The organism is Paracoccus marcusii, assembly GCF_006151785.1.
In the GTDB taxonomy this organism is placed as follows: domain Bacteria; phylum Pseudomonadota; class Alphaproteobacteria; order Rhodobacterales; family Rhodobacteraceae; genus Paracoccus; species Paracoccus marcusii.
The window spans coordinates 1-13,802 of sequence record NZ_VDDD01000038.1; the positions used below are offsets into that span (position 1 = coordinate 1).

The window sequence follows — 13,802 nt, forward strand, 5'->3', positions numbered from 1 at the left end:
CGCCGCGTGGCGCCCCCGATCGCATCCTCTGCCGAGACGGCCCGCGTCGAGGCCCCGCGCCACGACCCGCGCGCCGAGGACGACATGCCGCAGCCGGCCTATCAGCCGAAGGACAGCGCCCGCCAGAACGCCGTGCGCATCGACGACGACGCGTCGGCCTTTGTCGCGCCCCGTGCGCCGCAGTCCCCGCGTGCCGGCCAGCCCGCACCCGAGGTGATGGACCGCCTGCGCCGCGCCGTGGACAACCACGGTCGCGTCCCCGCACAGCCGCAGCAGCAGCCTGCACAGCCCGCCACCAGCCGGATGAGCGGTCTGGGCCGCATGCTGGAGCGCATGGCAGGCCATGGCAACGACCAGCCGGGCGGCGCCAAGCCGGCCGCATCCTCGATCGCCGAGCGTGTGAACGACCGCGTCGCCGTCCGCGCCCGTCAGCACGACACCGACTTCGACGATCTGGCCAGCCCCGACTCGAACGGCAAGGACAATGTCGAGATCCCGGCTTTCCTGCGCCGTCAGGCCAACTGACGTATCACGAAACCGGCACATCCACTGGTTGCAAGGGCCGCTTCAAAGCGGCCCTTTCCCTTTGCCAGTCAACCTCTTGGGCGAAAACGGCCATCGGGTTGCAGGGCAGGGCAGGGGAATGTTTCACCCCGTTACAAAACGTTAATTGAATGCGTTCACTGCCAGACCTAGCTGGAGTGACAGAAGGGGCAGGTGCGCCCCACGACGAATCCGAAGGCAGGCAGATCATGCAGGCGACGCTGAAAGACACGGTGACATTGCAGGGCGTCGGGCTCCACTCCGGTGCGCCCGCGCGTCTGGTCATGCATCCCGCACAGCCCGGCCACGGGATCGTCTTTCGCCGCACCGACCTGTCGCCTGCGGTCGACATTCCGGCATTGTGGGACCATGTGACGCCGTCCAAGCTGTGCACGCTGCTGGACAACGGTTTGGGTGTGACCCTCTCGACGGTCGAGCACGTGATGGCTGCGCTGGCCGGCACGGGTATCCACAACGCGCTGATCACCGTCGATGGGCCCGAAATTCCGATTCTGGACGGTTCGGCCGCGCCCTTCGTGGACGCGATCCTGGACACCGGCATCGCGCGTCAGGCCGCACCGCTGCGCGCGATCCGCGTCCTGCGCACGGTCGAGGTCCGCGAGGGCGAAGCCTTTGCCCGCCTGTCGCCCGCCGACCACCTGGAGATCGATTTCGAGATCGACTTTACCGACGCCGCGATCGGGCATCAGGAAAAGCGTCTGGACATGGCCAATGGCGCGTTCCTGCGCGAGTTGGCCGACAGCCGCACCTTCTGCCGCGCGTCGGATGTCGAGGCGATGCGCCGCAACGGCCTGGCCCTGGGCGGGACCTATCTGAACGCGGTCGTGGTCGATGGCGGGCGCGTCCTGTCGCCGGGCGGCCTGCGTCACGCGGACGAGGCCGTGCGCCACAAGATGCTGGACGCCACCGGCGATCTGGCGCTGGCCGGTGCGCCGCTGCTGGCGCGCTATACCGGCCACCGTGCGGGCCACGCGATGACCAACCGCCTGCTGCGGGCGCTGTTCGCCGACCCCACTGCATGGACTTGGGAGCGGTGCACGCCCGAGCTGGAAGGCCGCCTGCCGGGTGCGGGTGTCGCCGACTATGCACGTCCCGAACTTGCCGCGGCCTTTGCGGCCGAGTGACGGCGCGGGGCGCCGGGACCTTGGCCGAATTCAACGGATTGCCATTTTGCGCCCCCTGATGTTCTGTGCTAGAGGATCCCGGCAGCGCCGCCCGCGTGCGGGCAGCGCATCGGCAAATCGTAGGGCAGGATAAAGATGGCGGGCTCGAAAATCTCGGCTTCGGTGGTGGCTGCGGTGCTGGCGGGCGTTGTCCTGACTGGCTGCGGCGGCAACCGGGACGCGGCGCAAAAGCAGAATCTGGACCGCTTTACGGCCGAGGAAATCTACAAGCGGGGCGAGTTCGAGCTGGAGAACAGCGGCGATCCCGAGGATGCCGTCGTCTATTTCAGCGAGATCGAGCGGCTGTATCCCTATTCCGAATGGGCCAAGCGCGCGCTGATCATGCAGGCCTATGGCAACCATAAGGCGGGCAATTACGAAGAGGCCCGCGGCGCGGCGCAGCGGTTCCTGGACACCTATCCGACCGATGAGGATGCGGCCTATGCACAGTATCTGCTGGCGCTGTCTTATTACGATCAGATCGATGACGTCGGTCGCGATCAGGGCCTGACCTTTCAGGCACTGCAGGGGCTGCGGACGGTGATCGAGCAGTATCCCGACAGCGAATATGCCCGCAGTTCGATCCTGAAGTTCGACCTGGCGTTCGATCACCTGGCCGCCAAGGAAATGGAGATCGGGCGTTATTACCTGAAGCAGGGGCATTACGCGGCGTCGGTGAACCGGTTCCGCGTGGTGGTCGAGGAGTTCCAGACGACCACCCAGACCCCCGAGGCGCTACTGCGTCTGGTCGAGGCCTATCTGGCCCTTGGACTGCTGGACGAGGCGCAGACGGCGGGCGCCATCCTGGGACACAACTTCCAGTCCTCGCCCTTCTATGACGACGCGTTCCGGCAGCTGCGCGGCCGCGGCCTGTCGGCCGAGGTGCGCGGTGACAGCTGGCTGACCGACGTCTATCGCCAGACCATCCAGGGACGCTGGCTGTAATGCAGGCCGTGCGCAGGGGCCGTGGCCCATGCTGAGATCGCTGGACATCCGCGACATGCTGCTGATCGACCGGCTGGAGCTGTCGTTCGGCCCCGGCCTGAACGTGCTGACCGGAGAAACCGGCGCTGGCAAGTCCATCCTGCTGGATTGCCTGGGGTTCGTTCTGGGCTGGCGCAGCCGCGCCGAACTGGTCCGCCAGGGGGCGGCGCAGGGCGAGGTTCAGGCGGTGTTCGACCTGCCGGAGGTTCATCCCGCCCGCGCCCTGCTGGCCGAGGCCGGGATCACGATCGATGACGACGAACTGATCCTGCGCCGCGTGAACACGCTGGATGGGCGCAAGACGGGCTGGGTCAATGACCGCCGGGTGTCGGGCGAGGTTCTGCGGCAGCTGTCCGAGGTCCTGGTCGAGCTGCACGGGCAGCATGACGACCGCGGGCTGTTGAATCCGCGCGGGCATCGCACCCTGCTGGACGCGTTCGGCGCGATGGACCTGTCGGCGGTCCGCCGCACCTGGGCCGCACGGCGCGATGCGGACCGGGCGCTGGCCGAGGCCGAGGCCGCGTTGGCCGCCGCCAGGCAGGAGGAAGAGTTCCTGCGCCACGCCGTGGCGGAACTGGACAAGCTGGCCCCCGAACCCGGCGAGGAACAGCGCCTGGACATCGCGCGCCGCGCCATGCAGGGCGCGGAGCGCATCCGGGATGACGTGGCGCGCGCTCTGCAGATGCTGGCGGGAGACGGTGCCGAAGGCGCGATGGTCGACGCCGCGCGCTGGTTGGAGGGCGCATCCGAGCAGGCCGAAGGTCGACTGGACGAGCCCCTGGCCGCCCTGTCACGCGCGCTGATCGAGCTGGGCGAGGCCACCCGCGGGGTCGAGGACACGCTGGCCGCGCTGGATTTCGATCCGCACGCGCTGGAATCGACCGAGGAGCGTCTGTTCGCGCTGCGTGCCTTGGCGCGAAAGCATGACATCCTGCCCGACGATCTGGCCGGGCTGGCGCAGCAACTGCGCGACCGGCTGGAGCGTCTGGACGCCAGCGAGGCGCGGATGGGCGACCTGCGCCGTGCCGCGCGGGACGCTCAGGCGGACTATGATGCCGCGGCCGATGCGCTGACCGCCGCCCGGACCGAGGCCGCGACCCGGTTGGACCGCGCCGTGACCGCTGAATTGGTGCCGCTGAAGATGGAACGTGCGGTCTTTCGCACCGTCGTGTCGCCCGCCGAACCCGGGCCGGACGGGCGCGATACCGTCGCGTTCACGGTGGCGACCAACCCGGGCGCACCGTCGGGACCGCTGGACAAGATCGCCTCCGGTGGCGAACTGTCCCGCTTTCTGCTGGCGCTGAAGGTCTGCCTGGCGCGGGGGAACGACGCGCTGGTCATGATCTTTGACGAGATCGATCGCGGGGTCGGCGGGGCCACCGCCGATGCCGTCGGCCGCCGTCTGCAGAATTTGGCGGATGGTGCGCAGGTGCTGGTCATCACTCATTCGCCGCAGGTCGCGGCTTTGGGCGCGGTGCATTTCCGCGTGTCGAAATCCGTGACGGACGGGATGACCACCTCCACCGTCACGCCGCTGCCCCAACCCGAGCGCGTGGCCGAGATCGCGCGCATGCTGTCGGGCGACCGTGTCACCGACGCCGCCACCGAGGCTGCGCGCGCCTTGTTGGACGGTTAGTCCAGAATCCGCGGTGCGGGTCGCAGAACCGACAGGATACGCCCGTCATCTGCATCGATCCGCACCAGATGGCCACCGACCACGGCATAGCTGTCGCCATCGGGCGCCTGAGACAGGCCATAGCGACCCGGTGCGCTGACACGATGCAGCTGGTCCTCGGGAACGCTGTCACCGACCATCGGCATGGTTGCATGCCCGCCCAGACATTCCGTCGTACATGCCGGCACGGCCTGCAGGCCACGGGTCGGCGTGGTGTTGGGGGCGGTCAGGGCGGCGAGGCCGAGCATTGTCCCGGCCGCCACGGCGGCAAGGGGGTGCAGCGGCGTCATCATATCCTCGGATCAGTTACAACGGGTCAACCCGGGATTGCCTGACCGGTTCCGCTGCGACGCCGCATGGCAGGCATGCCGATGCGGAACTGCCACGTTCAGTCGGGCAGGGGCCGCAGGATCGACAGGATCTTGCCGCTGCCGATCTGGATGCGGACAAGATGGCCCGATACGACGGCATAGACGCTGCCCGGCAGCTGCGGCCCAAGGCCCACGGCGCCGGGCTTGTCGATCTGGCGAACCTGTTCGGGCGCCGGCACCTCACCGACGGTGGGGCGCTGCTGGGCAAAGCCGTCCTGAGGGACCAGCGCGCATGCGCCGATCAGCAGGGCGGTGGAGAGACGTCGCAAGATCCGGTCCATGATGGCTGCACCCCGTTCGCAGGCTCGCCACCGCATATCACCACGGCAGGGGTTAACAACCTGTTCCGATCAACCGTTCCGCGCCGTAAATCGGGGCAGCATGGCCGAAAAATCCTGTCCTCGGCCGTCTTCGCGGGTGACGAAGTCGTCATATTGTTGATGCGCCAACGCCCCCATCGGGGTCTGCGCGCCGACCGATTCGGCCGCCTGCTGGGACAGGCCAAGATCCTTGAGCATCAGTTCGGCGGCAAAGCCGGGCTTGTAGCCGTTGTCCGCGGGGCTGACAGGGCCCACGCCCGGCGCCGGGCAGTAGGCGTTCATCGACCAGCTATAGCCCGAACTGGTCGACACGACGTCGAACATCTTCTGGCGGTCCAGCCCCAGCTTGTCGGCCAAGGCAAAGGCTTCGCAGGTGGCGATCATGGTGACGCCTAGGATCATGTTGTTGCAGATCTTGGCCGCTTGTCCGGCGCCGCCGTCGCCGCAATGGACGGCCTTCTGGCCCATGACCGCGAACAGCGGCTGGACGGTGGCGAAATCGGCTTCGGCGCCACCCACCATGAAGGTCAGCGTGCCGGCCTGTGCGCCGCCGGTGCCGCCCGAGACGGGCGCGTCCAGCGCACCCAGCCCCGCTGCGCGGGCTGCCTGCGCCACGTCGCGTGCGCTGTCCACGTCGACGGTGGAACAGTCGCACAGGACCGCGCCCTGCTGCATGGCGGGGATTATCTGGCCGGCCACGTCGCGCAGGATCTGGCCATTGGGCAGCATGGTGAAGACCACATCCGCGCCCGACACCGCCTCGGTCGCGCTGGCGGCGAGGGTCACGCCCGCGGGGGCGGGGGCCGCGGTGTCGAAACCCGTGACCTGATGTCCCGCGGCAGCCAGGTTGGCGGCCATGGGCGCGCCCATGTTGCCCAGTCCGATGAAGCCGATCTTCATTCTGAAGTCTCCCATTGCAGTTCGTCATCCCCAAGCGGGGCCAGCATCGCGCGCAGCGTGTCATCGGACGCGTCGCGGCGCCAGACGGGCTTGCGATCCTTGTCTATGATCTGGGCGCGCACGCCCTCCAGGAAATCGGTTTCGGCCGTGGCGCGGGCGGTAAAGCGGTATTCGCGCGACAGCGACTGCTGCATGCAATCGTCGCCGCGGGCCGCACGCACCATCGCCAGCCCTGCCGCCATCGACAGCGGCGAATTGCGCCGCAGCGCCTCCAGCGTTTCGTCGTCGCCCGCCTCCTGCAACGCGGCGGTGATATCGGCCAGGGTGCGGCCACCAAAGGCGGACAGGTCGCGCCGGTCCAGCGTCGCCGCGGGGGCAGGGTGGCCGCGCAGGCCGGTCACGTCGCCGCTGTCCTCCAGCATGGCGATCAGGCCCTGCCAGTCCGCTTCGGGAATGTACATGTCCGCAAAGCCGGCATGGATCGCGTCGCCTGCCGTCATCCGACCCCCGGTCATCGCAAGGTATTCACCGATCCGCCCCGGCGCGCGACCCAGCAGCCAGGTGCCGCCCACGTCGGGGATCAGGCCGATGCCGCTTTCGGGCATCGCGATGCGCGTCGTGTCGCCGACGATCCGGTGGCTGGCATGACCGCCCACCCCCACGCCGCCGCCCATGACGAACCCTTGCATGAAAGCCACGATGGGCTTGGAAAAATCGGCGATGGCCGCGTTCATGCGGTATTCGTCGCGAAAGAAGTCGCGCCCGACCTGGTGATCGCCCGCGCGGCCCGCGTGATAGACGGCGGCGATGTCGCCCCCGGCGCAGAAGGCGCGGTCCCCTTCGGCATCGATGATGACCAGCGCGACCGCAGGATCGTCGCGCCACCCGTCCAAAGCGTCGTGGATGGCGCGGGCCATGGCATGGGTCAGGGCGTTCAGCGCCTTGGGCCGGGTAAAGGTGATGCGCCCGGCGCGCCCGGCGGTGCGGATGGTCAGGTCGTCCATGTCAGGCCCTTTCCGCCAACAGGGCGCGGCTGATGATCAGGCGCATGATCTCATTCGTGCCCTCCAGGATCTGGTGGACGCGCAGGTCGCGCACGATCTTCTCGATGCCGTAATCGGCCAGATAGCCGTATCCGCCATGGAGCTGCAGGCACTGGTTCGCGACCTCGAAGGCGCGGTCGGTGACGTGCAGTTTTGCCATGGCGCAGAACTTGGTCGCGTCCGGCGCGCCCTGGTCCAGCTTCCACGCCGCCTGGCGCAGGAAGATGCGGGCCGATTGCAGGGCGGTCTCCATCTCGGCCAGGCGGAACTGCAGGGCCTGGAACTGGTCCAGTGATTTGCCGAAGGCGCGGCGGTCGCCCATATAGGCCAGCGTCCGGTCCAGCGCCGCTTGCGCGCCGCCCAGGGCGGCGGCGGCGATGTTCAGGCGCCCGCCGTCCAGCCCGGCCATGGCGTAGGAGAATCCGCGCCCCTCCTCGCCCAGCAGGTTGTCGGCGGGCAGGATGCAGTCGTCGAACTGGACCTGGGTCGTGGGCTGGGACCGCCAGCCCATCTTGTCCTCAAGCCCCCCGAAGGAGAGGCCCGGCGTGCCGTTCTCGACGATGACGGTGCTGATCCCCTTGGGGCCGTCGCCGCTGCTGCGGACCATGGCGACATAGACGTCGCTGTAGCCGCCGCCGCTGATGAACGCTTTGGTTCCGTTCAACCGCCACCCCTGATCGTCGCGGTCGGCGCGGGTGCGCAGGGCGGCCGCGTCCGACCCGGAACCCGGTTCGGTCAGGCAATAGCTGAAGATGCGGGTCATCGAACACAGGTCGGGCAGCCAGCGGTCACGGGCCTGATCGGTGCCGAATTTGTCGATCATGCCGCCGCACATGTTATGGATCGACAGGAAGGACGCGACCGAGGGGCAGGCCATCGACAACGCCTCGAAGACCAGCGTGCCGTCCAGGCGCGACAGCCCCGTGCCGCCGTGATCCTCGGAGACGAAGATGCCGCCCAGGCCCAGGGCCGCCACGTCGGGCCAGAGGTCGCGCGGGATGGTGCCCTGACGTTCCCAGTCCTGCGCATGGCGCGCGATGCGGTCGGCCCCGAAATCGCGGGCCATGTCGAAGATGGCCTGCTGTTCCTCGGTCAGTGCGAAATCCATCGGCAGCCCCTCCCCGGACCGGTCTGAATTGAACAGGTGTTTAATTGCCAGATGTTGCGACAGTGTTGCAAGCGGTTACAGGTCGCGGGTGAACTCCTGCACAAGATGGCGGGTGACGGCGCGCAAGGCGTCGTCGCGGTCGACCCCGGCCTGGCGCGCGCGGGCATGGACGGCGCGCTGCGCCTCGGCCGCGGTGCCATGCGCCACCATGTCTCGCAGGCGGGCGACATGGGGCTGGCAGTCCAGCGCGTCGGCATCCTGCGCGATCAGGCCCAGCCAGTCGTCGGCGATCTGGTCGAACGGGATGATCCGCCCGGCACCAAAGTCGATCAGCCCCTCGGTCGTGCCATAGCGCAGCGCGCGCCAGCGGTTCTCGGCCAGCAGGAAGGGCTCGTACTGCCGCCAGCGCTGATTGCCGCGCGACAGGCGCCACAACATGCGCAAGGTGGTCTGGATCAGGGCAGCCAGGGTCAGCGCATCCTCGATCCGCGGGCAGGCGTCGCAGATGCGGGTCTCCAGCGTGGGGTATTTGCTGCTGGGGCGCAGGTCCCACCAGATCTTGCTGCTGTCCTCGATGATGCCCAGGTCGGTCAGGGCCTGGACCGAGCGTTCGAATTCGTCCCAGCTGCCCATCTGCGGCGGCAGGCCGGTGCGGGGCATGTCGCCGAAGACCGTGGTGCGGTACGAGGCAAGGCCCGAATCCTCGCCCATCCAGAAGGGGCTGGAGGCGGACAAGGCCAGCAGATGCGGCAGGAAATAGGCCAGCTGGTTCATCAGGTCGATGCGCTGCGCGGGGTCGGGGATGCCCACATGGACATGCATGCCGCAGATCAGCATGCGCCGCGCCACGCCGCCCATGTCGCGCGACAGCTGGTTGTAGCGGTCCTTGTCGGTATGATCCTGTTCGCGCCAGTCGGCCTGCGGGTGGCAGGAGGCCGAGATGGGCGCCAGCCCATGTTCCGCGGCGCGCCGGGCGACGGTGCCGCGCAGGTGGCGCAGGTGATCGCCCGCGGCGCGGATGTCGGCGCTGACCGGGGTGCCGATCTCGACCTGGCAGCGCAGGAATTCGGGGCTGACCTGCTCGCCCAGATCGGCCGTGAGCGCCTGCATCAGCGCCTCGGGGGCCGCGGCCAGCTGCAGTGTGTCGGCGTCGACGAGGAGATATTCCTCCTCGATGCCCAAGGTGAAGTCGGGGGTGAGGTCGCGATCGGTCGTCATGGGTCCGTCCTGGTTGCCATGGACGCGCCGGGCTTGCGTCCCGCGACGTGCCGGGGGGCTGGCTGCCCCCCGGCCCCCCCGCGCAGCGCCCCCCGCATCGGAAGGGCCGATTCCAGCGTCAGTCCATGGCCTTGAAGTTGAACTCTCCGCCTTCCTTGATCCCCGACGGCCAGCGCGCCGTCACGGTCTTGGTCCGCGTATAGAAGCGGAACGCATCGGGGCCGTGCTGGTTCAGGTCGCCGAAGCCCGATTTCTTCCAGCCGCCGAAGGTGTGATAGGCCAGCGGTACCGGGATCGGCACATTGATGCCCACCATGCCGATGTTGATGCGGTTCGCGAAGTCGCGCGCCGTGTCGCCGTCGCGGGTATAGATCGCGGTGCCGTTGCCGTATTCGTGGTCGAGCGCCAGCTTGATCGCATCCTCATAGGTCGCGGCGCGGACGGTGGAGAGGACCGGGCCGAAGATCTCGGTCTTGTAGATGTCCATGTCCGGGGTCACGCGGTCGAAGAGGTGGGGTCCGACGAAGAAGCCGTCCTCATAGCCCTGCAGGTTGAAGTCGCGGCCGTCGACGACCAGCTCAGCGCCCTGATCCACGCCCGACTGCACCAGGCGCAGGATGTTCTCCTTGGCGGCCTTGGTCACGACCGGGCCGTAGTCGATGTCGTTGCCGGCGGTCCAGGGACCGACTTTCAGCCTTTCGATCCGCGGGATCAGCTTCTCGATCAGCGCATCGGCGGTCTTCTCGCCCACCGGCACCGCGACCGAGATCGCCATGCAGCGCTCGCCCGCAGCCCCGTAGCCCGCGCCGACCAGCGCGTCGGCGGCCTGGTCCAGGTCGGCGTCGGGCATGATGATCATGTGGTTCTTGGCACCGCCGAAGCACTGCGCGCGCTTGCCGGTCGCGGCGGCGCGTTCATAGATGTACTGCGCGATCGGGGTCGAGCCCACGAAGCCCACGGCCTGGATGACCTCGCTGTCCAGGATCGCGTCGACCGATTCCTTGTCGCCGTTGACCACCTGCAGCACGCCGTCGGGCAGGCCCGCCTCCTGCAGCAGTTTGGCCAGCATCAGCGGCACCGAGGGGTCACGCTCGGAGGGTTTCAGGATCATCGCATTGCCGGCGGACAGGGCCGGGCCCATCTTCCACAGCGGAATCATGGCCGGAAAGTTGAAGGGCGTGATGCCCGCGACCACGCCCAGGGGCTGGCGCATAGAGTACATGTCGATGCCGGGGCCGGCGCTGTCGGTGAACTCGCCCTTCAGCAGATGCGGCGCGCCGATGCAGAACTCGATCACCTCCAGCCCGCGCTGGATGTCGCCCTTGGCGTCGGGGAAGGTCTTGCCGTGTTCGCTGGACAGGGCCTCGGCCAGCTTGTCCATGTCGCGGTTGATCATGCCGACAAAGGCCATCATCACGCGGGCGCGGCGCTGCGGATTGGTGGCGCCCCATGCGATCTGGGCCTTGGCAGCGCGGGCGATGGCGTCGTCCATCTCGGCCTTGGTGATCAGCGACAGGCGGGCCTGAACCTCGCCCGTGGCGGGGTTGTAGACGTCGGAAAACCGACCAGAGGTGCCCTTGTATTCCTTGCCGTCGATCCAGTGATGTATCTCTTTCATCGCGTCCTCCTGCAACTGTTGGGCGCAGCCTAGTCTTGCGGATTTGCGGAAGAAAGGGGAATGCTGGCAAAAGGGTTTTGCGTTTTTGCAAAGGACGGCGATGGATTGGGATGATTTGCGCATCTTTCTGGCCGTCGCGCGGGCCGAGAGTCTTTCGGGCGCCGGGCGCAGGCTGGCGATGGACGCATCGACCGTCGGCCGCCGCATCGCACGGCTGGAGGCGTCGGTTGGGGCGGCGCTGTTTCTCAAGACGCCCGGCGGCTATCAGCTGACCGCCGAAGGGTCGCGCCTGATGGCCCCGGCCGAGGCCGCCGAACGCGCCGCCACCGCCGCAGCCGAGGCCGTCAGCGGGGATGCGGGCCTGTCGGGACAGCTGCGCATCGGGGCGCCCGACGGCTGCGCGAACTATCTGCTGCCGCAGGTCGCGCGCGACCTGTGCGCCGCCCATCCGGGGCTGGAGATCCAGATCGTGGCCCTGCCGCGCGTCGTGAACCTGACCCGGCGCGAGGCCGACATGGCCATCGCCGTGTCGCCGCCCGACACGGGGCGGCTGATGGTCCAGCGGCTGGTCGACTATCACCTGCACCTGGCGGGGCATGACGACTACCTGTCGCGCCACCCGCCGCTGGACCGGCTGGAGGATCTGCGCGGGCATCGGATGATCAGCTATATCCCGGACATGATCTTCGACCGCGAGCTGGATTATCTGTCCGCGACGGGGGTCGAGGCGGCCCAGATCAGCAGCAATTCCGTGGCGGTGCAGATGCAGGCCGTGCGCGCCGGGGCGGGCCTTGGCATCGTGCATGATTTCGCGATCCCCTTTGCCCCGGGGGTGCGCCGCGTGCTGACCGGACGCATCGCGCTGAAACGCAGCTTCTGGCTGATCCGGCATGCCGACGACCGCGCTTCGCGCCGGCTGACCCTGCTGGCCGAGGCGGTAGCCCAAGGCATCCGCACCGAGGTCGCCCGACTGGAGGGGCAGCTTTCCGCGGCCCCCGATGGTCGCACTTGACGCGAACCGATTTGGCGAAAATGATGAAGGGGAACAAGTCCGAGGGAGGCCCGTGATGCTGGTCAAACAGTTGCTGTCGATGAAGTCCGACAATGCCAAGCCGTGGATCGATTCCGCGACGATCGTGACCATCGCGCCGACCACCACCCTGGGCGAGGCCGCGACGCTGCTGGCCGAAAAGCGCATCGGCGCGGTGGTCGTGTCCACCGATGGCCGGAGGCCCGAAGGCATCCTGTCCGAACGCGACATCGTCCGTCAGTTGGGCAAGCACGGACCCGACGTGCTGTCCCAGCCCGTCAGCGGCGTGATGACCACCCAGGTTCAGACCTGCACCACCGGAGAGGACGCGCTGACCATCCTGGAGCGCATGACCCAGGGGCGGTTCCGCCACATGCCGGTGGTGGACGGTCAGGGCGACATGCTGGGCGTGATCTCGATCGGTGATGCGGTCAGCGGGCGCCTGAAGGAACTGGCGGCCGAAAAGGAAGCCCTGACCGGGATGATCATGGGCAGCTGACGCATCGTCGCAGCCGTTCACGATCTTGCAATCTGGGGTCAAATGCGGTTTGCCTTGGGGTCAGGACCATGACCCCAAGGACGCGACATCCATGCGCATCGGCCTTTATCCCGGAACCTTCGATCCGATCACGCTTGGACATATCGACATCATCCAGCGTGCGATGGCGCTGGTCGACCGTCTGGTGATCGGCGTCGCGATCAACCGCGACAAGGGCCCGCTGTTCGACCTGGAGGCGCGCGTGGCCATGGTTCAGGCCGAATGCGACGCCATCGTGGCCAAGACCGGCGGAGAGATCGTTGTCCACCCGTTCGAGAACCTGCTGATTGACTGTGCCCGCGACGTGGGTGCCAGCATCATTGTGCGCGGCCTGCGCGCGGTGGCCGATTTCGAGTACGAATTCCAGATGGTCGGCATGAACCGTGCTCTGGACAGCAGCATCGAGACCGTCTTCATGATGGCCGACGCCCGGCGCCAGGCCATCGCCTCCAAGCTGGTCAAGGAGATCGCGCGCCTGGGCGGGGACGTGTCCAAATTCGTCACCCCCCCGGTCGCGGACGCGCTGCTGCGCCGCTATGGCTAGCCGCGCCCGATGAAGGGCATGTTGGTCGCCATCAGCGTCATGAACTGAACGTTCGCGCCCTGTGGCAGCGTGGCCATGTGCCAGACGGCATCGGCCACGGTGGCGACGTCGATCACCGGTTCGGCATCGGGATCGCGGGCGGCGGCCTCGCGCAGCAACTGCGTCGCGGCATTGCCCACGTCGATCTGGCCGCAGGCGATGTTCACCGCGCGCCCGTCCAGCGACAGGCTGCGCGTCAGGCCGGTCACGGCATGCTTGGACATCGTATAGGCGACCGACCCCGCCCGCGGCGCATGGGCCGCGACCGAGCCGTTGTTGATGATCCGCCCGCCTTGGGGCGACTGCGCCCGCATCGCCGCAAAGGCCGCGCGCGCACAGAGGAACATGCCCGTCACATTGGTCGCGATCACGTCGCGGAAATCGTCCGGCGACAGATGGTCGGGATCGGCCAGCGGGGCGGCGCGTCCGGCATTGTTGAACAGGACATCCAGGCGGCCCCAGCTGCGGACGGCCTGCGCGAATGCCGCCTCGACCGCGGCGTCGTCGGTGATGTCGCAGGGCAGGACCAGCGCGCCGTCATGCCCGTCGGCGGTCTGGTGCAGGGGTTCGGGCCTGCGACCGATCAGCCCCACGCGCCAGCCGCGGTCCAGGAACAGCCGCGCCGTGGCCTGTCCGATGCCGCTGCCGGCGCCCGTGATCAGAATGCTTTTCATCATTTTCTCCCGT

General features: G+C 68.0%; 14 protein-coding genes and 1 pseudogene. 7 read left to right on the forward strand and 8 right to left on the reverse strand.

From position 1 onward, the window contains the following. From FHD68_RS18965 to recN, 4 genes and pseudogenes are all read left to right on the forward strand, one after another. Window positions 1-525, forward strand: a pseudogene (locus tag FHD68_RS18965) (cell division protein FtsZ); the annotation flags it as partial. Window positions 526-752: 227 nt separating this feature from the next. Continuing rightward, the gene (gene lpxC, locus FHD68_RS08055; protein WP_127898163.1) at window positions 753-1,688 is read left to right on the forward strand and encodes a UDP-3-O-acyl-N-acetylglucosamine deacetylase; all 936 of its coding nucleotides are present in this window, start codon (window positions 753-755) and stop codon (window positions 1,686-1,688) included. Window positions 1,689-1,823: 135 nt separating this feature from the next. Continuing rightward, window positions 1,824-2,672: an outer membrane protein assembly factor BamD gene (locus FHD68_RS08060; RefSeq protein ID WP_127898164.1), complete on the forward strand. Its 849-nt coding sequence runs from the start codon at window positions 1,824-1,826 to the stop codon at window positions 2,670-2,672. Between the two features lie 28 nt (window positions 2,673-2,700). Further along, a complete protein-coding gene (recN, locus tag FHD68_RS08065; protein ID WP_045981150.1) occupies window positions 2,701-4,347 on the forward strand; it encodes a DNA repair protein RecN in 1,647 nt (548 codons plus the stop codon). On the opposite strand, the gene FHD68_RS08070 is transcribed toward recN, so the two are convergent. The 7 genes from FHD68_RS08070 to FHD68_RS08100 form a co-directional block, all read right to left on the reverse strand. Next, window positions 4,344-4,676 (reverse strand): RcnB family protein, encoded by a 333-nt coding sequence (locus FHD68_RS08070; RefSeq protein WP_164871406.1) that lies wholly within the window; start codon window positions 4,674-4,676, stop codon window positions 4,344-4,346. The two genes, recN and FHD68_RS08070, sit on opposite strands and share 4 nt — an antisense overlap. A 98-nt stretch (window positions 4,677-4,774) precedes the next feature. Beyond that, window positions 4,775-5,026, reverse strand: coding sequence for a hypothetical protein (locus FHD68_RS08075; RefSeq protein WP_127898166.1), 252 nt, complete (start codon window positions 5,024-5,026; stop codon window positions 4,775-4,777). 81 nt (window positions 5,027-5,107) lie between these two features. Further along, window positions 5,108-5,977 (reverse strand): 3-hydroxyisobutyrate dehydrogenase, encoded by an 870-nt coding sequence (gene mmsB, locus FHD68_RS08080; RefSeq protein WP_139085513.1) that lies wholly within the window; start codon window positions 5,975-5,977, stop codon window positions 5,108-5,110. Continuing rightward, window positions 5,974-6,981 (reverse strand): enoyl-CoA hydratase/isomerase family protein, encoded by a 1,008-nt coding sequence (locus FHD68_RS08085; protein ID WP_139085509.1) that lies wholly within the window; start codon window positions 6,979-6,981, stop codon window positions 5,974-5,976. Before FHD68_RS08085 ends, mmsB begins: the two co-directional genes overlap by 4 nt. 1 nt (window position 6,982) lies before the next feature. Beyond that, window positions 6,983-8,128, reverse strand: coding sequence for an acyl-CoA dehydrogenase family protein (locus FHD68_RS08090; protein WP_127898168.1), 1,146 nt, complete (start codon window positions 8,126-8,128; stop codon window positions 6,983-6,985). Between the two features lie 75 nt (window positions 8,129-8,203). Beyond that, window positions 8,204-9,346 carry a carboxylate-amine ligase gene (locus tag FHD68_RS08095; RefSeq protein WP_127898169.1) on the reverse strand — a complete coding sequence of 381 codons (1,143 nt, stop codon included), beginning with the start codon at window positions 9,344-9,346 and terminating at the stop codon, window positions 8,204-8,206. A 118-nt stretch (window positions 9,347-9,464) separates the two neighbouring features. Next, window positions 9,465-10,964 carry a CoA-acylating methylmalonate-semialdehyde dehydrogenase gene (locus FHD68_RS08100; RefSeq protein ID WP_139085511.1) on the reverse strand — a complete coding sequence of 500 codons (1,500 nt, stop codon included), beginning with the start codon at window positions 10,962-10,964 and terminating at the stop codon, window positions 9,465-9,467. A 100-nt stretch (window positions 10,965-11,064) separates the two neighbouring features. Between FHD68_RS08100 and FHD68_RS08105 the strand changes: the two genes are divergently transcribed. From FHD68_RS08105 to coaD, 3 genes are all read left to right on the forward strand, one after another. Then, a complete protein-coding gene (locus FHD68_RS08105) occupies window positions 11,065-11,976 on the forward strand; it encodes a LysR family transcriptional regulator (RefSeq protein ID WP_045999506.1) in 912 nt (303 codons plus the stop codon). A 55-nt stretch (window positions 11,977-12,031) separates the two neighbouring features. Next, window positions 12,032-12,493 carry a CBS domain-containing protein gene (locus tag FHD68_RS08110; RefSeq protein WP_045981159.1) on the forward strand — a complete coding sequence of 154 codons (462 nt, stop codon included), beginning with the start codon at window positions 12,032-12,034 and terminating at the stop codon, window positions 12,491-12,493. 91 nt (window positions 12,494-12,584) lie between these two features. Beyond that, a complete protein-coding gene (coaD, locus tag FHD68_RS08115; RefSeq protein WP_045999505.1) occupies window positions 12,585-13,076 on the forward strand; it encodes a pantetheine-phosphate adenylyltransferase in 492 nt (163 codons plus the stop codon). Here coaD and FHD68_RS08120 read toward each other — a convergent pair. Further along, window positions 13,073-13,789, reverse strand: coding sequence for an SDR family oxidoreductase (locus FHD68_RS08120; protein ID WP_127899324.1), 717 nt, complete (start codon window positions 13,787-13,789; stop codon window positions 13,073-13,075). The genes coaD and FHD68_RS08120 overlap by 4 nt on opposite strands. Window positions 13,790-13,802: the final 13 nt, after the last annotated feature.